We start from the raw sequence: 18,732 nt of genomic DNA on the forward strand, positions 1-18,732 counted from the left end.
CAGTCGACTGAGGCAAGGCGCTAATTGACATTCGGCTTGTCCACCAACTTCTCAACCAACCGCCTAAGCTCTGGCGGAGTTGTTTGGCCAGCAACGACCTCGTAGTAGCCGATCCCGGCGCGCCGGAGTGCCTCTTTCTTGACAGCATCGCGCGCGGCCGCGGCGCCTTGGTGATGCGCCCCGCCCTGGTATTCGATCGCATACCGGGGCTGGCAGTCACCGTCCACCAGGAGAAGGTCGACCCGCTTCGAGTTAATGCAACGATAGGCCTCTGCATCCTTGCTGCGGAGGATCTCGCCCAACGAAACCTGGGCCATTACCTGCCAGGCAGGATTGCAGCCGATCACGATGCGGTCGAGTTCCTTGAATAACCTCGCTTCGCTCTTGTTGAGGAGCGGCTGAATTGTGAAATTCGAGCTCATGACGATCCGCAACTGGTCGGCAGCGTCGCGTTGTTTCGATGTCTCCAGAGCAGTGTTGGAAGGCCAAGGCCCAGAAACAATGCTCGCTCCAGCACTTTTCTTCTCCCAGCGTGAGCGGTTCCTCGCCCGCCATGCGTCCCTTCGCATCCTGGACAGGAATTGCTCAACGGTTATGCCAGCGAAGGTGCCGACAAACAGAATGGCGATCAGAAGGTGGGGCTTCTCGGTCAGTTCCTGAAGGTCGGCAAGGAGGTCGCCTACGGTCATGCCGTCGGGGCCGGCAGCACCCACCGCGAGCGCTCCAATAATCAGTCCCGGTGCCGTGAAAAGGACCGACCTTTGGCGATACTGCATGCCTCCATCTCCGCATTTCGCGCGAAGATCGTAACCGTGTGGCCGCACCACCAAAAGCTACACAAAAGAGTTAATCCGGCGCGCGGTGGCTACGAGCAACGGAATTTTCAAAGCGGCGGCTAGAAATCTGAGACGGCTTTGGTGTGATACCGGTCCGGAATCGTTCACCGATCGCCGCCACCCGCAGTCCGTCCCGGCAGAACAAATCCTCAGCAGCGCTTTTCGAACGCCTGCCCACTCCCGCAGTTGCTGGTCCTGCCGGAGGCGCAGACGCCTCCATTCAAGGGCGGCAAAAATATCTTCCGTGAAGTCCCCGTGCCTATCGGTTTCAAGGGCTCGGGGAGCGGGTGGATGTTGCGACGGTGTTTGAACTGGTAGCTCTGCCACGTGCTACGCCTATCAGCGGTTTATGCATGCGGCGAAGACGAGACCGGCAGGAGCGATCGGCAGCATGATGAGGGGCACGGACCATGCCGCTATTTGTAGAAGACGCTACCTTTGACCCAGCCCAATGTTCCGTCCTCCGCCCGCTCCCAAGCTATTTTGGCATCCATTGGATATAGGCAAGGTTCCTGGCGAAACTGAGCTAGCCGAACTTTCGGAGCACTCTCACCACAAGGCGAGGAGATCCGGAATCCCTCTCCCTGCAGGTATCGCTCCAAAGCGCCCGCATCGCTCCCCAGTGGGAACCGCGCTCGGATTCGTTTTGTAAGCTTCGGCGAAATGGCTTCGTTGTCACTGCTATAGTGGCGAGAGAACCGGCCCTGAGGAGGGGGGCACCCGTTGGTCCACCAGCCTCCCGAGGCCGGTAAATCATGGAGCAGCGGCGGCATCGGAGGATAGCACTCCAAGTCCGAACATCCCGAAAGGATGGCGCAAAGGCCCACCAGCAGTGCGCCCGTATGGAAATGGGTACGCATCGTCAGAGGCAGATGTCGCACAAGGGAATTTCGGGGTCCGTGGCCTCCCATGAACTCATCGGATTGCCACAGTGGAGGCATCTTGTGTCTGCCCTCGGCAGCCAGGAATGACGCCAAGCTGCGTCTCGGGCGTGTCGCAGTTTAATGGCATCGTCACGGCGCTTCATCTCGGCTGCTCGCTCTTCGTCAGTGAAACCGCTCACCTACGCACTCCCCTCCGTTTCGCTGCCCTCGTCCAATTCATGGACGGGCAGAAAACCGTATCCCTCCAGCCACTCGCGCATGATTAGGCGGATAAGCTCGTCTCGCGTCATCTGCAGTTCCTCGCAGGCTGCCGCGAGCGCCAACTCAACGTCATCGTCGAAGGTCATTGTTTCCTACGCACTACAACCAGAAGCTAGAAGGGTCTCACAGCAATGGTTGCAGTCAAGGATTAGCGCCACCGCCCAAATGGAGTATTTGATTTCATTGCACTATCCGCCATCCTTAGAACAAAACGAGGAGGAACAGATGTCGAAATACGAGGGGCTTACCTACAGGCTGGCTAGATCGGGTCTTTCTGTGATCATCTTGACCTTCAAGGAGATCGAAGCTCTCATCGGCGCTGCGTTGCCGGCGAGTGCCAGACGCCCGCAGTTCTGGGCGAATGCTAACAAACCTGCACAATCCCGTCCTGGAAACAAGGCTGCACGCGAGGCGGGCTATAGGAGCTTCCTGCTGGCGGGACACGACAAAGTGCGCTTCGTTCGAGATTGAGGTAGTTTATGGCTCTCCTCGGTGACTTCCTTGACCAAGGAACGGCTTTCGCTCTCGCTGTTGGGATCTTCGTTGGATTGCTGACGTATCTCTCGGCCGCAAGGCTCATTGGCCGCAGCGGATTGTCGAAAGCTAAATCGCCCGTCGAATGCCAATTCAGAAACGTCTTTGCCACCATGGATGAAGGTCGCCGGCAGTCGTTGATCGGCTGCCACATGGAGAAATACGAATGTGGGCGCGAGGAGGCTATGCGCCGAGCGGTAGATGAACGCCAACGCGACGCCAACAGGTGGTAGTGTGCCATGCTGACAAAAAAGCAAACGCTCTGGGCAGCGCCTATCCTGATTTTGACCTTCGCGGCACTTTGGTTGTCAGGTGCTGTGGCCCAAGAGATGATCCCCGGGAAAAACGTCGCGATTACAGCACTCCTCGCACCGGCATTTATTGCAAATGTCTTCGCCTTGATCTTCATCTTCTTTTCGATCTTCCTATCCTTCGGGTCCGCGCTGTTGTTCAACGCCTCAGGTCCGGAGCATTGGGAGAAGACCGGCAACCCATTTTATTATCTGCTGTGGAAGGAGCTCCAAGAGGCCACGACGGCTGGTCGTCCTGATAGTACAGATCGGCGTGAGTGAGGGGCGCCGCCCAATTCGGGCGTCGATGGGAATAATGTCGCGAGCATTGAAGGCAAATGAGTGAACCAGGAAAACACGGTACGGCAGCCCTTGGGTAATCTGGTGCCAGAAGTCTCTGCCGCGTGCCAAATGAACTCAGGAAGAACCTAGCACCCGGGATGCGCGTGGTGATCAGTGGCCACGGTACCAGTTTGGGTGCCTACGCCGCCACCGTGCGTCGAAGTGACTAAAAACCGCCCTCTGCGATTATGCGCGTGCCTTAGCTTTCTTGCCCTTCGTTGCAGGCGCATGATACCCCGAAGGAGCGGCTTCCGACTTCAACAGCAGCGGCGCTTTCTAAGGCTTCAGTTGCCAACTTCTTTCGCTGATTGCTCGCGTGCTGTAGCAGCTTTGATCTCCGGAAGTTCTCTTTATGTGCTTCGAAGATCGCATAATGTATCGACTGGAAGGTGCTATTTGGCGCCGCATCCCGGCCGTAACCTAGTAGGCAATGTGCACTGAACTTTGGCTCAGGTCTGTATGGTGCGCATGAATTCGCGCACCTCTTTCAGCATCCAATTCCGAAACGCTCGGATCTTCGGGTGGTCCTGATTGCCGACGCGGTAGAGCAGATCGTAACCCCACTCGACCTCAAGGGTTGCGTCGGAAAACAGTGACACCAGCCTGTCAGCGGCAAGGTCTTCGGCAACAAGGACGCTACGCCCGAGGGCAACGCCCGCCCCTCGAATGGCGGCCTCAATCGACATGCTTCCATGACTGTATCCGGGTCCCCGCGTGCCTGGATACGGCAGGTCCATCATTGCGAACCATCGCTCCCAGGTGGTGTTCATTCCGATCTCATGAATGAGTTGGCACTTGAGCAGGTCGCGCGGAACATCAATCCCGCCCATCTTCTCGCGGTACTCCAAGGAGCATACGGGCGAAACCGTTTCGTTCATGATGCGCTCCGCCGCCGCATGAGGATAGCGGCCGTCACCATAACGCAAGGCTACGTCGACATGACTGGCAGCGAAGTCGACGGCTGCATCGGTGACCTCGAGATGAACGTCGAGTTCAGGCATATCGGCCATCAGGCGATGCAGTCGGGGTGTCAGCCATTTGCTGGCAAAGGAGACGCTGCAGTTCACAACGAGGCGAGATGCGTCGCTCTTGCGGCGTAGCTCCGCGGATTCTCGCTGCAGTTCCGACAGGAGACGCGTCACGGTGCTGAAATAGGAATGACCCGCGTCAGTCAGTTCAATCCTTCGCGTTAGGCGGCGGAATAGCGGCACGCCCAGATGGTCTTCGAGTGCCTTTATCTGTCGGCTCACCGCCCCGTGGGTGAGATGAAGCTCCTGCGCTGCAAGCGTCATGCTCAAGCGTCGACCGGTTGCCTCGAAGGCCCGCAATGTCTGCAGGGGCGGAAGATGGTCGGTCATGCGTTCATACGTGATGCCACATCACACATCCTGTGAGAACAAATGGTTTGTCGCGCGGGTGTCGCGCAGCTTATGGATGGCACACTCTCACGCACACGCCAATGCGAAAAGCTGTCAAAGATGTCCAACACTTCCGTTGATTCAGTCGTCATGCCTGCACCGCTCGGTCCAGCAAGTTCGCTCTCGCCGAAGAGCTTGGGTGCCATGTTGCTGCTGGCCCTGATGTGGGGGCTGTCGATCCCGATCACCAAGTTGGGCCTGGGCTGCATTCCTCCGATGACCTTCACCGCGCTGCGCTTCATCGTCGCCGTGCCGCTCATGATGTTCCTGGCAAGACGCGAACTCCGGATTCCCAAAAGGGCAATTCCCGGAATTGTCGGCCTGGGTGTCATGGGTATCACTTTGGGCAATGTCGCCCAGTCGTTCGGCGTGCAAGGCACATCGGCATCGGTGGCTACGATCCTCTCGGCGACCATCCCGTTGTTCATGGTCATCCTGGCGGCAATCCGCTTCAAGCAAACGGTGACACCGCTGCAATGGAGCGGCCTCTTGATTGCATTCTTCGGTATTGCCCTGGTGGCCGTTGGAAGCGGACCGGGCGTTGACGACATGTCGAGGTCGACGGCTTCCGGGGTCTTGTTGATGCTGCTCTCGGCGGTCGGCATCGCAATCTACTACATCTGGAGTGCGGAGCTGACAGCGGAGTACGGCCTAATGCCGGTAGCGGCATGGAACATGCTCGTTGGGCTTTTGACGGTGATACCGCTCGCTGGCTGGGAGATGACGCAACACACCGTCGATATAACCGTCGAGGCGCTTGCGGCCATCGCCTATCTCGGCGTGGTTGTCACCGTGGCCGGGCTGATCCTATGGCTCTATATTTTGAAAGTCGTCCCGGCCCGTGTTGCGGCGAGCGTCCAATATCTGCAACCCGTGTTCGGGATCAGCGCCAGCGCGTTTCTCTTCGGTGACAAATTGGGTCTGATGTTCGCAGCTGGGGTGGGACTCGTTCTTGCCGGGCTGGGACTGGCCGCTTCCGGAAAGCGAGCAAGCTGCTAGCAGCGCCGACGTCCGCTAAGCGTGAATTCCCCCGCTCGGTTACTCCCCGAGCGATTTGACCCGCCCTCGGCGGGTCTTTTTTTATGCGGTGAAGGCCGCTTTCGCCGCCTCGGGTCTCCATCAGCACCACAGGAAAAATAAGGCCTGGTCGGAAACGCGGCGGGAGGCCTGCCTCGCGACCTAAGCGTCCGACAGCGGCTTGCACCGTCTTGCCGCAGGCCGCTGTTCCCATCCTGTGCTTCAGCAGTTCATCTCATGAGCGACATTAGGATCGAAAGATAAGTGATGTGAAGAACTTGGGGCCCGCTTGGCAGCATCAGGCCGTCGTTGTGGTGATATGGTGGGCCCGGCAGGATTCGAGCCTGCAACCAATTGGTTATGAGCCGACTGGCTCTAACGATTGAGCTACAGGCCCTAGCAGAGAGTTTTCCGGGACAGCAACTATTCTTTCGGCAGAGCGTAGCGAAGCACGCGCAGGTCTTCGTCTTCGAGGGAAATCTCCAACACCCGATTGATAAGATCATCGTCATTGTCGAGCTCGATCAATGCCTGCTCAAACAACTCAGACTGCATGTCGAGGTCCATGCCGGGTGGGCCGTTAAGGCAGATCAGCCCGGCATGGATGGCCACGTCGGCATATTGTCCCTTGGTGCCTGGTTTGTCTTTTGGTCCCCGGAAATCGACGGAGTTCTTCGTGACAAACGTCCAGTCGCCTTCAAGAATGATCGGCTTGAGCTCCCAGTCCTTCAGGCCGCCCATTTTCATCCAGACGACATGGCTTGTTTCGCCATGGCCCTTTTCGATTGCCATTTTTGCCAGTTGAGGACTGAGGCACTCATCGATCAGAAACTTCATCCCGTCTTCCTGCGACGGGGGACGCGACGATCCGTGATGATGACCGAGCCTCCGGGAATGTCGCCGGAGACGCGGGGCCGGCCGCGCAAGGGGTTCGCTTCCGCGTAGATAGAGGCGAGCCTTATCGTCTCCGCGTCCAGGCTAGGCCAGGCTTCCAGGATGCGCTCAACCGCATGACCAGCAGCTACGGATGCGCCAACATCATAGACCGGAACGCGGGTGCCGCGGATGACAGGCGTACCGCCAAGAATGTCGGGTGAGGCTGTGACGATCTCTCGCGCTGCGGCAAGGTCGTCCAGCCGTTCGCTCGCGCCTCTCATAAAGGGCATAAGATCGATCGTCAGAAACTCGTGGTGCACGGTCCAGTCCTCGCGCAACAGTGCCGCCCAGGGGAGTGTGCGCGCTTTTGCCAGTCGGGCCTCTGCGGTGCGGATAGCAAACAGTCGCTCCTCCGACGTGAGGCGGCGCGCGCTCTCAAAATAGAAGGCGATGAGTGAACAGGCCCCCGCCAGGACGTGACGGCCATTGTCGAGCGAGACGAAGGCGTCTGGCAGAATGTGCTCATCGATGACGCGATTGATGTCGCGTAGGCTCACGCGTGAGACAACGGCGGCCTCGCTCGCCTTCAGCATTTCCGCAACTGCGGGCATGTGAGCCTCCATATTAAATCTTCCGATACGTCGGAATATATAACTCGCGAACGATGATATCAAGGCCTTGTCAAGGAATTCCGAGCCTAGCTAGAGACGAGGGCCTGCCTTCAGGAGGCGCTCTGTTCCCGTTTTGTGCGTCTGGGATCGCATAATGTATCGTCGGGAACTGCGGTTGGTCGACGCGTCGAATGCGAGTCTGTTCGGACGAGACTTCGGAGTAACTCTGGAATTTGTCATTCAGGTGCATTACACTGACGCTCAGAGAAGGGAGACTCGCAAATGGTTTCAAATGCACTGGTCCAGACTCGGATAGATGCCGACGTCAAAGAACGCGCCACGGCGGTCCTAGAAAGCATGGGCTTGACGGTCTCTGATGCCGTTCGAATCCTATTAACCCGGACGGCGAATGAAGGCGCCCTGCCGCTGGAACTTGTCAGCCATAGTGAGGCCTATGATGCCTGGTTCCGCGCCAAGGTATTGCAGGCGCTCTCGGACACCCGATCCGACGTCGATGATGCTGATGCCGATGCGCACTTTCGCGAGCGCCGGGCGGCGGCCTTGCACAAGGCCGTGGCGGGTGACCGATGAGGCTTGTCTGGGCACAGTACGCCCTTGACGATCGGGACACCATCTTCAGTCACATTGAAAGCGAGAATCCGAAGGCGGCAATCCGTGTCGACGAGGAGATCGCCCACGCAGCACGTCGCCTTCTCGACTTTCCCGAAAGTGGTCGGCCTGGCCGGGTTGCCGGAACGCGTGAGCTTGTCATCCCGCGCACGCCTTACATTGCTGCCTATGTGGTGATGGCGGACAGGGTTCGTATTCTGCGTGTGTTGCATGGCGCCCAGATGTGGCCCGACGAGCTTGACGACAAGTAGACGCGGCCGCTGTCTCACCGGGAGGACTGCTCTGATGGTAACTGACGCTGAGGATGATGGCACACGCGACGACGATCTCGTCTGGCGATGGCACGACAATCTCATCTACGGGATACGGTTCGATATTGGCGATCCGGAAAGGCAAGATTGGCGCAGCGACTTGGTGTTCGACATCGACTTCATCGTCGAGTGGCTTTGTGAAGCTCCCGGGGAGGCTCGCTTCCGCGTGGCGCCAGCCACGCTGATGTTCCACGACGTCGCTGATCTGCAACTGTCCATAGATCACGGCGACAGCGAGGGGCGGACCGCGTTAAGTGAACTCTCGATCGCTAGGGTAACTCGGGAGCGTTTGGTGCGACCTTTCGAGTTTTGGCGTTGGACGATCAGCTTGAACTCGCCTTCGGGCAGCAAGATCGCGTTCTGTGCCAGCGGGTACTCCCAAATGCTCCGGGCCGATCCCCGGTTAGTCAGCGAGCAACACCTGCCGCGTGGTGAGCGCTTTTAAGGCCATTATCTGCGATCAAGTCCTCGCGACGAGACTTCCGCGATCTTTCGGTCGACCCACCCAGACAGGTTGTTCCAAAGCTGCTGATCCAGCGCGGCGGGCGCGAAAAGTTGTCTCGGATAGCCTTGCAGCGGCTCCTCTCATCGGCTCTGGCTTGCTCAGAGCCGGCGTCTGGCGCAGGATCAAAACTCGGAAGATTAAATGAGGGCGCCAATGCGTCTGCCCAGCCATGCTATCAACAAGGCAAGCTTTCCTGAGATGTACGAGACCTGGCTCGTCGCCCCCCTTTTCGCCCATTTGCCGAAATCACCCTCGATGAGGTGAAATTATCGAAAGGCGACCGCATCCTCGACATTGCTTGCGGAACCGGGATCGTTGCGCGCGTAGCAAAGGAACGGCTTGGCGACGGCGGAAGTATCGTCGGCGTCGACGTCAGTGCCGACATGCTCGCTGTGGCGCACGCTATTACTCCGAACATCGACTGGCGTGAAGGCGACGCGAGCGCCCTGCCTCTCCGCAAGGGAGAGCATTTCGATGTTGTCGTTTGCCAACAGGGATTGCAGTTCTTCCCCGACTTGCTAATGCCCGGCGCGGTCACCACCTGCGCCCATACCAGCAGCGCGTCTGGTCGGTAATCTAACGCCAGTACCTCCGCCCGCTGTCGCCCGACGACCGACCCACAACAAAGCCGATTGCGAAGGCGAGGGCGCCGACTGTGAGCGCCAAGCCGGTTGCTGTGTATGGGTGATCCGCGGCGCCGACCACCACAGCGGTTGCTTCGCGGCTCACTGCGTCCGTGGCTGTCTTCGCTACCTTTCGGACACCGGTGGGCGGTTCGGTCGGGGTCCCGGTGAAGCCGGCGCTCAGTTCGTCTTTGGCCATATTGTTTCTCCTGCTGGGAAGGAGGAACCGTCAACGGGCGAGGAGGTTCCGGATTACAGGTTGTCGATGCCGTTCTCCTCGCCATCCCCAATTGTCGCGCTGTCCTCGAGGGAAAAGAAGATGCCGGGGATTCCGAGAAGGCTTGGGTTCGTCTGTAGGACCGTTCACGACAGCTCATCCTAGCTGGCGTTGCTCGAGGAATATCAGGCCAGGAGGATGCCGATCATGGTCGCCGCGACCATAGCGATCACCGCAGTAAGCGCAATCGAGAAGATGATACGTTGGTCGGCACTCACTGCATTTCCTCCATCGTTCACTCGAAAGAGAAACGTTCTACGAGCACGAATGTTCATCATCACAGTCCAACAACGAAGGCCGGGCGTGTCGACACCTTGCGTAAACTAAGGCTCCTGAAACTGTATTCCTATCGCGATGACTAGCATTTTGGCTGAAGTATGTGCTGGCGCTAACCCCTGCCATCCGTCCCTCGGCCACAGAGTAGCCGTCCGTGGCGCGCTTAGCTGGTTGAACAGGTTTTGAAGCGCGTACAACCAAGTTCGCCGCCGCCCAAACGAATGTTGCCCGCTGCGCTGCAGTGGCTGCAATAGCCGCCCTCCTTTTCTTTACGCGGGCAGTCGTTTCGCCGCCGCGAGCCGCCGCAGACTAATGTCATCGTTCCCTGTGTTACAATGGATGTCCGTTCTGCCCGTCACGTAGGACTCACGGCCGAACCTCGACTGCGGGGGCGAAGGCCATAGAGCCGAGTCCCGCTCTGCAACCTCAATGGCGAACGAGAAATTTCTACCGCTGACGCCTCAGCACGAAATCCTGCGCCAGATTTTTGAGCGCCACACGATCGGCCTCGGACGGCTCCGAGGGGATGGAAGAAAAGGACTAAAGTTCCACCTGCCAGACCTGCGTTACTCTTCCAAAAGCATTTCCATGATCTCGTCGGGTGCCTCGTGAACCTGAAGCGTCACGCAGGTCCCGCTATTAGGCGCGAAGGTAAACAGGGTAGTGCGCCGCTGCCCTTCTATTCGCTGGAAGTGGGTAACAGTGTCCATGTTGATGAATATCGGTCCGTTGCTGTCGTGCAATTCGAGCCACATGGGTTCGACCTCTCTAATGTAGCCGGACCTTGAGAATAGCATGAATCGAACTACAGCCGCCAAATCAACGCATTGGCGTCGCCTCCCCCGCCGCGTAGGTGAGGGGGCTTTCTTCGTCCCAGCACTCCGACATCCGGAGATCGGCCAATGCCCTTGCAGTATTCAACCACAGTCAGAAAGCTCAGGTCGACACGTGGGAGTCCACGACGGCGTGCGGGTCATCTGCGCCGACCCGGGTAGCGTCACCGCGGCCAATGCGCTCGCACTGGCCGCCACGGCCTATGCAACCGTCTCGTTCGCCTGCGTAAACCCAAGGCATCGGAATAAGGAAATCATCATGAACATGTCGAAAGCCATTGCCGCAGCTGCTGGTGGCGCTCTATGGCTATCTGGCGCTCTACGCGCTCACGATCGGCCTGCTGACCTATTTCGCGCCGAAGAACCCGCAGTAACGACTAGCGGCCGGGCGATCCTGTTGCGAGCAGGACCGGCCGCCCCATCAACGGCAGATCGATGAGGTAAAGCAGGCGCAAGGGAGCGTCTACAGCCAGCGCGACATCATCCTCGACCTGAAAGGAAAACCAGCAGCGTCTGGAGCGGAAGATTGCCAGGCTTTTGGCTGCAAGCGGCGGCGCAGTGGAGCGGTGATTGCTCCGCTCGGCCCCGTCAGGTGGCGAACAACATGCACTTTCGCCACCGGCCGTCTATAGCACGAAGTAGCCCTTCTGAAGGGTGACGGCATCGTCGAGACGGAGGGCAAAGTCGACAGCTTTGTCACCGTTCACGTCGCCGTAGATATAGGTGCCGGAGGAAGCGAGGTCGTAGCGCAGTTCGCCCATGTTGCCTTTGAACGCGGCGGTGCCGACAAAGAGGAAAGCCTGATTGCCGGCCGCCGTCGTGTTGGCATCGATAGCGCAGAGATCGATCTTGTCGGATTGCGAGGCGACGAAATCATAGATAGTATCGCGGCCAGATGAGGCGACCGTGCTTTCCGCCAACGTCCTGAACGAGAAGGTGTCGGCACCAGCGCCGCCATAGAGCCTGTCCGCCCCAGTCCCGCCATAGAGTGCGTCGTTGCCCGCTTCTCCCACTAGGGCGTCGTTGCCGCTGCTGCCATAGAGCCTATCCGATCCGCCGCCGCCGTAGAGCGTATCGTTGCCCAAGTCGCCGTTCATCGTGTCGTTGCCGGCATAGCCATAGAGCTTGTTGGCCGCCTGGTTGCCAGTGATCGTGTCGCCGGCCGAACCTCCTTTGACGTTCTCGATCAGCGAGCGCGTATCGCCGTGATAGAGCAGCGCATTGAAAATGTTGCCGGCGGCAAAGCCGTTGTTGGAACCGCCACCGAGCCAGGCAAGCTGGTCGATGCTGAAGGTCGAGGCCTTGCCTGGACGCAGGTCGATCTTGAGGCCCGTTGTATAGGCCGAGAGGTCGTAGGTATCGCTGCCGCCGCCATCCCAGATCGTGGCGAAGACGCGATTGGCGCCTGGTGCTATGCCGACTGCGCCATTGACGAGCGTCGCGCCGCTATTGGGCGTCCACTTATAGACCGTGTCGCCGCTGTTGGTGCTGAAATCGGCGCCGTACATTTCCTGCAGCGCAGCGATGTCGGCCATCATGAACGTTTGCGGCGCGCCGTATTGTTCGTAGTAGTAACCCTCGCCTGCTCCAACATAGCCGCTATAGGTCATGATCGAATATTCGATCGAATCGTACTGGGCAGGCAGAGGCTGGAAGGCTCCCTCTTGTTCATGCCCGTGCTTCAGGCCAAGCGCATGGCCGAGTTCGTGCATGAGCGTGTGCCAGGCATAATTTCCGGCAACCGGCTTGCTGTAGTCGTAGATGGTGCCGGCATAGGTCTTGCCAAACCAGATGTCGCCGGCTTCGGCATAGGCGCCCGGCAGATACGCCCAGGCGGTCGAGGGCAGGGTCGACTGCGCAAACCGGATTGTCGCGCTGGCTGCGCTTCCGTAGGTGAAGTCGGCATTGGTGAAGCCCTCGACGGAGAAGCCGTCATTGGCGGCCGAGCCGAAGGTTTGCTCCATCGCGAAGAGCGCGGCGTTTATCTGCGCCTGTGAGACCGCGGCAAAGCCGTTATCCTTCTCACCGCTATAGCTGTAGCTGCTCTTCGCTGTCGGAAAGGCATAGGTGATCGTCCCGGTCCAAGCATAACCCGAAAGTACGCCATCAATCAGACTGTTGCCGGTCGTGTTCAAGGTCTTCCCGGTTTTGCCCGTACCGCTCATGCCAAATTCCCATCACAAAAGCGCGGGGCCATTTGCCTCGCACTTAGAAAACGCGGACCCGTGCCGGCGATGATAGGCTCTGAGTTCCTTCGAACGTCATAACGAGTTCAGCCAAATTGGAACGAAGCGGACCGTCGCGCTGATTTGCTGATCAGCGCGCGGCTTACGCTATCAATCTGCTGTCCATCTGCCTCGATAGGATCGTAGCGGAGTTTTCCGGCTGCACCACCACCGCCAACGATTGCGGGTTTTAACGGCAGCTACGCGGACTGTCCATTAGACCCGGTGGACTAGACTGTGCCAAGAGGTGGCTCATTCCAGCAAGATCGCTTGCGCTTCGCCCGCTCAGTTCGCGCCTTGCCAAGCACCTGGAATTGCCACGCCAAATGCTCTTGCCTTACTTCGAACGGCTCCTATCCTTCGATCATGAATGGAGGAGAGCATGGCAGACAATCCGAAGAAGCAGGGTCGCGACCGCAAGCTCGCATCGACGCAGGAGCACGAAGTCGCCTATATCGTCAAAGCAGCTAAGGTCACACGGCAGAAGGCGCTGGAGGCGATCCGCGCCGCCGGTCCGAGCCGGGAAAAGGTGATGGAGTACCTCGGCAAGAAGTAGCGGGTCAGGCGGGTGGTTTCGCGGTGTGTTCCTGTTGAAGTTTTTCGGCATAACCCTCGGCGGCTGGTTTTGGCATGAACATATAGACCAGGGCATCGCAGCCGAGCCCGCATCTCTGGTGCTCTCTCAGCTGCATCCGGCGATCGCAGCGCCGGCCCATCAGGTTGATAAAGTCGCGGATCGGCATGCCGGCGCCGTGCTTTTCAATCAGCCGAGCGACGTTGTAGCGGCCGCGGCGCCCGCATTGAGAACAGCTCAGGACCATGTGCGGCAGGGTGAACTCTGCCAGTGTTTTGAGCTTCTCAGGCATGCGTGATCCTCCTCGCTTCGAGGTTGTCGATATCCCGCATGTCCTGAATGGCGCGCCGCTTCGCCTTCGCGTTCTGAATATGTTCTCCTCATCCGAACAGTCAATGCGACGGTTTGTCGAAGCTGTGCGTTAATGAGCGCATGGCCAGAGCATCGTCGAAAAAGCCGCCCGAGATGCCTCCGCCGGATCCTATGCCGGCACGCGTAGATCCGTGTTTGGCTACGCTCGTCGACAAGCCTCCTATCGGGCTTGAGTGGGCATTTGAGGTGAAATGGGACGGCTACCGGCTTGCCGTACACATCGAGTCCAGTCGCGTGCGGATCATCACGCGCGGCGGCTACGACTGGACGGATCGCTTTCCCCCGATAGCGGCCGCGGCGGCACAGCTTGGAGTACAGTCTGCCATCCTCGACGGCGAGGCGGTCGTGCTCGACGATGAGGGCCGCTCCGACTTCGGCATGCTGCAGCGCGCGCTCGGCCGGCGACCCGCCTCCCACGAACCCGGCGAAATCATTCTCTTTGCTTTCGATCTCCTATATCTCGATGGTTGCGACCTGCGCCTTATGCCTCAACGGGAACGGCGGCGCCTGCTGGAGCAGGTCGTGTCCGTCGACCGGGGAGGCGCAATTCGCCTCTCGGAGGAGGTGTCCGCGGACGGTGATGAGCTGCTGCGCGTCGCCTGCGCTCACGGGATCGAGGGCATCGTCGCAAAACACCGTGAGCGCCCCTACCGCTCCGGCCGTCGTCCCGACTGGCTCAAGATCACCTGCACGCGGCGAGACAGCTTTGTGATCGTCGGTTTTGAACCGTCGACCGGTCCTGGTGCGATCGCCCGACTGCTGCTGGCTGCACGGGGAGGCGGTCAGCTCGTCTATGTTGGCGGCTGCGGAACCGGATGGACTCGCCAACAAGCCACCAACTTGCGCGAACTCCTCGAGCGGATCGCGACGGACTCGCCGGCCGTTCACCTGAAGCGCAGGGGCGCCGTGTTCACGGAGCCAGTGCTCGTCGCTGAGATCGAATACCGCGCCTGGACGGACGAGGGAAAGCTCAGGCATCCGTCGTTCAAGGGGATCAGGGAGAGGGCGGATGAGGGGACGATATATGAGCTCGGCTAACCTGCTACGCGATCATGCGCTGGCATCAAAGGAGCGGCTGGCTCTGTCAATACTCTATTCACTCGGCGAGGGATCAAGCTCACAAGGGATTGACGCAACGCCCGTTACAGAAGATCGCAAAATGTATCGTCGGGAACTTCGAGCTCGAGCTCCGCGTCGTGGCTGAAACGTGCTTCGAAGAGTTCGGCTCGCCCAGTAGTTGCCAGCCGCGCTGGGACCTCAGTGTAGATCGAAATCGCCGTCGGAGGCCTGCCTTCATCACAAAGATTTCCGCGCCATTCTAAACGCGCTTAATCTCTTCAACGATCACGGGCTGGGGTCTGCTTCGGCAATTCTCGTATGCCCGTACCAGACCACGTCGTGGGGTTCGCAACGCACTTCGATATTGAGCTCGCCACAATACATGCTAGGCGGCAGAGTCGAGTTATGTTGGCCAGCAACGCTTGCGTGTGACGTTTCAGCACTCTGGGGTGGCACGATATGAGCTGCAAAATGCCGCCAACGGGACTCCAAGGCATAAATCGTAGCGATCGCGTCCAGAACGTGGAGTGGGAACATGAACTTCCGGTGAATTCTTTACTGCTACAATTCGAATTGCGACGCTTTATACCGGAGCGGGATAACCTTGCCGGAGTCAGGGAGCGAGCTGGGGTTGATCTGCGCTATGCTCAGCCAACGTAAGGACGTCTATCGTGGCATTACTTACGATTTGGCGCTTGTTATCCGAATGCATTTTCTATACTATCGATCTTCAAGTTTTAGCACCTGTAAGATTTACTATTATCGGAAGGAGACGTCTCGTGTTGTTGAAACGTGTTTCCGTCCTCCTGTCGGTCTTTTTGACGGCGTGCGTGCCATCCTTCCGGTTTCCTGCACCTCCGACCCCCGAGGCAAGCAACTGTCAGAACACCCCTCCGAGTGCCGCCGAATCTGCGGACTGGAGCCGTGCACAAAGGCTCAATACACGCGAATCATACAGGGCTTTCCTCGCGAGGTATCCTCGCAGTTGCTACGCGGGCTCGGCCGTGAGCAGGATGAAGACAACGGTTCAAAAGCAACCTGTCGCCGTACGAAATTTGCCGGTTAAGTATCGGCGAGCCTGGTCCGGACGAACAGCTTACTAGCTCTTGGGCAAGGATGTTCTCACGGGTTGCGAATTCCGTGAGAGCTGCGAGCGGCAAACGGGGGACCGCATGATTTTCTCGGAGTTGGAAACATCCTCTAGGTTGGCTGATGCACTTTGATGTTGTTCATGCTGCTGACCCACGATTTCAGGGCGGGACGTCGAGCGCATTAAGAGCCGAATTAAAGGCAGCGAAACTTTGGGGGTTGAGCTGTGGTTTGCTGCCATTTCTAGGACATCAGCAGTCTCCCGTTGGCGTCTTCGAAAATCGCTTGGCGGCCGTGATCGACCAGTCGAATACTGTTTGGCTGACCGGATCGGAAGAGGCGACCTGCGACATTCTTCTGGCGCATCATCCTGCCGTCTTTGAACGAATGCCGCGTTCGCCGGTACGTTTACGGCCTCGCCGTGTCGTGTGTGTGGTTCATCATCCGCTTTTCGACGGTCAACGTATTCAGCAATATGAGCTCGCAGTTGTGGAGCGTGTTTTGGATCGCCTCTTCGGCGTTCCGGTCACCTTTGCTCCTGTTGGTCCGAAAGTCAGATCTCAGTTCGAAGGACTCGGCACGAGAGGGCCCACACTTCTGCGGCACGATTTATGGAACATGGTCGACCTCGCCGAATGGCCCCAACATCAGAGAGATGCTCCAAAAGACCGCGTTAATTTGGGACGGCACACGAGGGAGAACCCTCTGAAATGGCCTGATTGTGTGGATGACTTGCGGGCAGCCTATCCGGAACGGGATGATTTCAGCATTAAAGTCCTGGGCGGTGTTCCGGACGCGCTTCGGAACTGGATAGGCTCGAACTGGGAAATTCTTGCTTTCTCAGAAAACGATGTGCCCGACTTTCTCAGGCGCCTGGATTTTTACGTCTATTTTCACAGCAGGCATTGGGTGGAGGCGTTTGGCATTTGTGTCGCGGAAGCACTGGCCAGCGGTCTGGTGACAGTGCTTGATCCCTCATTTGAGAGCCTTTTCGAAGATGGCGCCGCCTATTGCAATGTTGCGGAAACGGGAAACGTCATCGAGCGATTCATCGGTTCGCCTTCAGCTTATGTCCAACAATCAAATGCCGCGCGAGAACTCGTCCGGAGAAAATTTGCGATCGATCAGTATCCGCAAAGGATGGCACGCCTTTACGATGATCTGGAACTGCCAACGGCTCCGGTCCTGAAACGCAGTCAAGCTACGGGCAGTCCTTACTCAGAGAGAAATACTGCAGATGACAGACCGGTCCGTTTACCCCCCCGGCGGATAGGTCCGAGGCGACGGGTTCTTTTCGTGGCCACAAACGGGGTCGGGCTAGGACACATCACGCGTCTGATGGCTATCGCTGAGCGTTTGTCTGATGACGTGGATCCTATCTTCTTTACGAGATCGGCCGGAGCCGCCCTGGTCTTTGCGCGAGGTCACGCGGTAGACTATATCCCCTGCGGCCTCGCGATGGGGGTTACGGACGAAAGCTGGAACAGGGCGTACGTGCAAGAGTTGCTGAGCGCCGTGGAGGCCTTTGATGTTTCAGCTGTGGTGTTTGATGGCAATAGGCCATTTCCAGGATTAATTGCCGTCGCTGAGAGCCGTCGTGATGTGTCCTGGATCTGGATACGTAGGGCCTTGTGGCGCGTTGATCATGAGTTCAGTCCGGACTCCCAGGACGTGTTCGACATGGTCATAGAGCCAGGCGAATTTGCCCATGACGAGGACCACGGGCCGACCCGCGATTTGCCAGGTGCGGTTGCCGTTCCGCCTTTGCTTCTTTTGGAGCCGGGCGCGGGCTTGCCCCGGAGCGAAGCTGCCGCCAAACTAGGCGTCAATTCAGACCGCTTCACTGTCGCAGTACAATTGGGCTCACAGCGCAATTTCGACTTTGCAGGCCTGCCCGAACTCCTTCTCGCCCGATTGGCAAGACGGGATATCCAAACGGTCCAGATCCTCAATCCCCTTGCCAGGCCTTCCGACGATGGTGGATCGGTGGTTCCACGCAGAAGCCTTTATCCCCTGACTGACTGTTTCAGTGCGATCGATCTTCTGGTGACCAACGCTGGATACAACAGCTTCCATGAAAGCGTCTTTGGGGGAATCCCCTCGATTTTCGTGCCCAATGAAGCGCCGGAAATGGACGATCAGCATCTTCGCGCTGTTTATGCCCAGTCGGCGGGATTAGGCCTATGTCTGCGATACTCCGAGTTGAACCGCGTAGAGACAATCCTCGACCTGGCGCTTTCCGATGACTTTCGGGCCGAGGTCCGGCGGCGGTCAGCGCGCTTGAGTTTCGTCAATGGTGCTGCCATCGCCGCGAAGTTGATCGAGCAGCTTGTTTTTAGTATTCGCGCTGACCGCCCTTTGCATGCCTCGATTGCTCGCACGTGAGCTGTTGGACGATGTTTTCGCCGATCTGATCGGTAAGAAACTCATCGATGCTCGACGACAGTGCAATTTCGTTGGAAATGTCCCATTTCGCCAGGATCAGTGCCCAGCGCTGGCGAATGTATCGGCCATAGTTTTCCGGTGGCACTGATGGTAGGTGCCGATGCGTGGGAAGGAATTCCAACGGAGCGGAATGGGCAGCAATCAAATCCACCCGCAATTCTGACAGTACCACAATTGGAAATTCGGTGTTGCCTCTGCAAGCTTTTACCGTCGTGTCAAGAATCTCGACAAGATTGGCGGGCATTGTGCCCAAGACGGAGATCAAGCTTCTGGGATTTGCCTCGAGCGTGGGGTCCTGGAAGAGATAATTCAGGCTCCTCTCTTCCTCAACAGAATCGTTGGCGCTCACAATTCTGTTGGGCCTGCTCAACGAAAAGTACGAGCCGGCTCTGTCGATAATCCACCGCACGGCCACTCCTGTGCTTCCTAAACCCACGTCATAAC

Annotated in this window: 20 protein-coding genes and 1 tRNA gene; 10 read left to right on the forward strand and 11 right to left on the reverse strand. The window is 58.3% G+C overall.

Features of this window, described 5'->3' with window-relative positions; translation table 11 throughout:
• Window positions 1–20: 20 nt before the first annotated feature.
• Complete coding sequence (locus RHIBR816_RS37925; protein WP_018236734.1) at window positions 21–776, reverse strand: DUF2726 domain-containing protein; 756 nt, start codon at window positions 774–776, stop codon at window positions 21–23.
• A 1,123-nt stretch (window positions 777–1,899) separates the two neighbouring features.
• Complete coding sequence (locus RHIBR816_RS35860; RefSeq protein WP_018236735.1) at window positions 1,900–2,067, reverse strand: hypothetical protein; 168 nt, start codon at window positions 2,065–2,067, stop codon at window positions 1,900–1,902.
• A 139-nt stretch (window positions 2,068–2,206) separates the two neighbouring features.
• Here RHIBR816_RS35860 and RHIBR816_RS0111730 point away from each other — a divergent pair, with 139 nt between their 5' ends.
• Window positions 2,207–2,452 (forward strand): hypothetical protein, encoded by a 246-nt coding sequence (locus RHIBR816_RS0111730; RefSeq protein ID WP_018236736.1) that lies wholly within the window; start codon window positions 2,207–2,209, stop codon window positions 2,450–2,452.
• A 302-nt stretch (window positions 2,453–2,754) separates the two neighbouring features.
• Complete coding sequence (locus tag RHIBR816_RS0111740; RefSeq protein WP_018236738.1) at window positions 2,755–3,087, forward strand: hypothetical protein; 333 nt, start codon at window positions 2,755–2,757, stop codon at window positions 3,085–3,087.
• 509 nt (window positions 3,088–3,596) lie between these two features.
• On the opposite strand, the gene gcvA is transcribed toward RHIBR816_RS0111740, so the two are convergent.
• Window positions 3,597–4,505 (reverse strand): transcriptional regulator GcvA, encoded by a 909-nt coding sequence (gene gcvA / locus RHIBR816_RS0111745; RefSeq protein ID WP_018236739.1) that lies wholly within the window; start codon window positions 4,503–4,505, stop codon window positions 3,597–3,599.
• A gap of 204 nt (window positions 4,506–4,709) precedes the next feature.
• Here gcvA and RHIBR816_RS0111750 point away from each other — a divergent pair, with 204 nt between their 5' ends.
• Window positions 4,710–5,564, forward strand: a complete 855-nt coding sequence (locus tag RHIBR816_RS0111750) for a DMT family transporter (protein WP_018236740.1) — start codon at window positions 4,710–4,712, stop codon at window positions 5,562–5,564.
• A gap of 338 nt (window positions 5,565–5,902) precedes the next feature.
• Here RHIBR816_RS0111750 and RHIBR816_RS0111755 read toward each other — a convergent pair.
• The 3 genes from RHIBR816_RS0111755 to RHIBR816_RS0111765 all read right to left on the reverse strand — a co-directional run bounded on the left by RHIBR816_RS0111755 (window position 5,903) and on the right by RHIBR816_RS0111765 (window position 7,081).
• Window positions 5,903–5,979 (reverse strand) — tRNA-Ile (locus RHIBR816_RS0111755).
• Window positions 5,980–6,005: 26 nt separating this feature from the next.
• Window positions 6,006–6,419 carry a DUF5615 family PIN-like protein gene (locus RHIBR816_RS0111760; RefSeq protein WP_018236741.1) on the reverse strand — a complete coding sequence of 138 codons (414 nt, stop codon included), beginning with the start codon at window positions 6,417–6,419 and terminating at the stop codon, window positions 6,006–6,008.
• Window positions 6,416–7,081: a DUF433 domain-containing protein gene (locus RHIBR816_RS0111765; protein ID WP_018236742.1), complete on the reverse strand. Its 666-nt coding sequence runs from the start codon at window positions 7,079–7,081 to the stop codon at window positions 6,416–6,418. Before RHIBR816_RS0111765 ends, RHIBR816_RS0111760 begins: the two co-directional genes overlap by 4 nt.
• 270 nt (window positions 7,082–7,351) lie before the next feature.
• Between RHIBR816_RS0111765 and RHIBR816_RS0111770 the strand changes: the two genes are divergently transcribed.
• The 4 genes from RHIBR816_RS0111770 (at window position 7,352) to RHIBR816_RS38995 (ending at window position 9,090) form a co-directional block, all read left to right on the forward strand.
• Window positions 7,352–7,660, forward strand: a complete 309-nt coding sequence (locus RHIBR816_RS0111770) for a type II toxin-antitoxin system RelB/DinJ family antitoxin (protein WP_018236743.1) — start codon at window positions 7,352–7,354, stop codon at window positions 7,658–7,660.
• Window positions 7,657–7,950 carry a type II toxin-antitoxin system mRNA interferase toxin, RelE/StbE family gene (locus RHIBR816_RS0111775; protein WP_018236744.1) on the forward strand — a complete coding sequence of 98 codons (294 nt, stop codon included), beginning with the start codon at window positions 7,657–7,659 and terminating at the stop codon, window positions 7,948–7,950. Before RHIBR816_RS0111770 ends, RHIBR816_RS0111775 begins: the two co-directional genes overlap by 4 nt.
• A 34-nt stretch (window positions 7,951–7,984) precedes the next feature.
• Window positions 7,985–8,455 carry a hypothetical protein gene (locus RHIBR816_RS0111780; protein ID WP_018236745.1) on the forward strand — a complete coding sequence of 157 codons (471 nt, stop codon included), beginning with the start codon at window positions 7,985–7,987 and terminating at the stop codon, window positions 8,453–8,455.
• 320 nt (window positions 8,456–8,775) lie between these two features.
• Window positions 8,776–9,090 carry a class I SAM-dependent methyltransferase gene (locus RHIBR816_RS38995; protein ID WP_157628157.1) on the forward strand — a complete coding sequence of 105 codons (315 nt, stop codon included), beginning with the start codon at window positions 8,776–8,778 and terminating at the stop codon, window positions 9,088–9,090.
• A 1-nt stretch (window position 9,091) separates the two neighbouring features.
• On the opposite strand, the gene RHIBR816_RS0111795 is transcribed toward RHIBR816_RS38995, so the two are convergent.
• The 3 genes from RHIBR816_RS0111795 to RHIBR816_RS0111815 all read right to left on the reverse strand — a co-directional run bounded on the left by RHIBR816_RS0111795 (window position 9,092) and on the right by RHIBR816_RS0111815 (window position 12,689).
• On the reverse strand, window positions 9,092–9,337 hold the full coding sequence (locus RHIBR816_RS0111795; protein ID WP_018236747.1) for a membrane protein: 246 nt from the start codon (window positions 9,335–9,337) through the stop codon (window positions 9,092–9,094).
• A 920-nt stretch (window positions 9,338–10,257) separates the two neighbouring features.
• A complete protein-coding gene (locus RHIBR816_RS0111805) occupies window positions 10,258–10,446 on the reverse strand; it encodes a hypothetical protein (protein ID WP_026186892.1) in 189 nt (62 codons plus the stop codon).
• 704 nt (window positions 10,447–11,150) lie between these two features.
• A complete protein-coding gene (locus RHIBR816_RS0111815; RefSeq protein ID WP_018236751.1) occupies window positions 11,151–12,689 on the reverse strand; it encodes a M10 family metallopeptidase in 1,539 nt (512 codons plus the stop codon).
• Window positions 12,690–13,131: 442 nt separating this feature from the next.
• Here RHIBR816_RS0111815 and RHIBR816_RS35870 point away from each other — a divergent pair, with 442 nt between their 5' ends.
• Window positions 13,132–13,305, forward strand: a complete 174-nt coding sequence (locus RHIBR816_RS35870) for a DUF3606 domain-containing protein (RefSeq protein WP_018236752.1) — start codon at window positions 13,132–13,134, stop codon at window positions 13,303–13,305.
• Between the two features lie 4 nt (window positions 13,306–13,309).
• Here RHIBR816_RS35870 and RHIBR816_RS0111825 read toward each other — a convergent pair whose 3' ends face one another.
• A complete protein-coding gene (locus RHIBR816_RS0111825; protein WP_018236753.1) occupies window positions 13,310–13,615 on the reverse strand; it encodes a hypothetical protein in 306 nt (101 codons plus the stop codon).
• A 140-nt stretch (window positions 13,616–13,755) separates the two neighbouring features.
• On the opposite strand from RHIBR816_RS0111825, the gene ligD reads away from it, so the two are divergent.
• The gene (gene ligD, locus RHIBR816_RS0111830) at window positions 13,756–14,733 is read left to right on the forward strand and encodes a non-homologous end-joining DNA ligase (protein WP_084811055.1); all 978 of its coding nucleotides are present in this window, start codon (window positions 13,756–13,758) and stop codon (window positions 14,731–14,733) included.
• A gap of 1,233 nt (window positions 14,734–15,966) precedes the next feature.
• Complete coding sequence (locus RHIBR816_RS0111835) at window positions 15,967–18,228, forward strand: glycosyltransferase (protein ID WP_026186893.1); 2,262 nt, start codon at window positions 15,967–15,969, stop codon at window positions 18,226–18,228.
• Here RHIBR816_RS0111835 and RHIBR816_RS0111840 read toward each other — a convergent pair.
• The gene (locus RHIBR816_RS0111840) at window positions 18,179–18,703 is read right to left on the reverse strand and encodes a hypothetical protein (protein WP_018236757.1); all 525 of its coding nucleotides are present in this window, start codon (window positions 18,701–18,703) and stop codon (window positions 18,179–18,181) included. The two genes, RHIBR816_RS0111835 and RHIBR816_RS0111840, sit on opposite strands and share 50 nt — an antisense overlap.
• Between the last annotated feature and the right edge of the window lie 29 nt (window positions 18,704–18,732).

The organism is Ensifer sp. BR816 (assembly GCF_000378985.1).
Taxonomy (GTDB): Bacteria; Pseudomonadota; Alphaproteobacteria; order Rhizobiales; family Rhizobiaceae; genus Sinorhizobium.

Coding starts and splice junctions, on each gene's coding strand:
- RHIBR816_RS37925 (WP_018236734.1), bottom strand. CDS start 776: ATGCAGTATCGCCAAAGGTCGGTCCTTTTCACGGCACCGGGACTGATT.
- RHIBR816_RS35860 (WP_018236735.1), bottom strand. CDS start 2,067: ATGACCTTCGACGATGACGTTGAGTTGGCGCTCGCGGCAGCCTGCGAG.
- RHIBR816_RS0111730 (WP_018236736.1), top strand. CDS start 2,207: ATGTCGAAATACGAGGGGCTTACCTACAGGCTGGCTAGATCGGGTCTT.
- RHIBR816_RS0111740 (WP_018236738.1), top strand. CDS start 2,755: ATGCTGACAAAAAAGCAAACGCTCTGGGCAGCGCCTATCCTGATTTTG.
- gcvA (WP_018236739.1), bottom strand. CDS start 4,505: ATGACCGACCATCTTCCGCCCCTGCAGACATTGCGGGCCTTCGAGGCA.
- RHIBR816_RS0111750 (WP_018236740.1), top strand. CDS start 4,710: ATGTTGCTGCTGGCCCTGATGTGGGGGCTGTCGATCCCGATCACCAAG.
- RHIBR816_RS0111760 (WP_018236741.1), bottom strand. CDS start 6,419: ATGAAGTTTCTGATCGATGAGTGCCTCAGTCCTCAACTGGCAAAAATG.
- RHIBR816_RS0111765 (WP_018236742.1), bottom strand. CDS start 7,081: ATGGAGGCTCACATGCCCGCAGTTGCGGAAATGCTGAAGGCGAGCGAG.
- RHIBR816_RS0111770 (WP_018236743.1), top strand. CDS start 7,352: ATGGTTTCAAATGCACTGGTCCAGACTCGGATAGATGCCGACGTCAAA.
- RHIBR816_RS0111775 (WP_018236744.1), top strand. CDS start 7,657: ATGAGGCTTGTCTGGGCACAGTACGCCCTTGACGATCGGGACACCATC.
- RHIBR816_RS0111780 (WP_018236745.1), top strand. CDS start 7,985: ATGGTAACTGACGCTGAGGATGATGGCACACGCGACGACGATCTCGTC.
- RHIBR816_RS0111795 (WP_018236747.1), bottom strand. CDS start 9,337: ATGGCCAAAGACGAACTGAGCGCCGGCTTCACCGGGACCCCGACCGAA.
- RHIBR816_RS0111805 (WP_026186892.1), bottom strand. CDS start 10,446: ATGTGGCTCGAATTGCACGACAGCAACGGACCGATATTCATCAACATG.
- RHIBR816_RS0111815 (WP_018236751.1), bottom strand. CDS start 12,689: ATGAGCGGTACGGGCAAAACCGGGAAGACCTTGAACACGACCGGCAAC.
- RHIBR816_RS35870 (WP_018236752.1), top strand. CDS start 13,132: ATGGCAGACAATCCGAAGAAGCAGGGTCGCGACCGCAAGCTCGCATCG.
- RHIBR816_RS0111825 (WP_018236753.1), bottom strand. CDS start 13,615: ATGCCTGAGAAGCTCAAAACACTGGCAGAGTTCACCCTGCCGCACATG.
- ligD (WP_084811055.1), top strand. CDS start 13,756: ATGGCCAGAGCATCGTCGAAAAAGCCGCCCGAGATGCCTCCGCCGGAT.
- RHIBR816_RS0111835 (WP_026186893.1), top strand. CDS start 15,967: ATGCACTTTGATGTTGTTCATGCTGCTGACCCACGATTTCAGGGCGGG.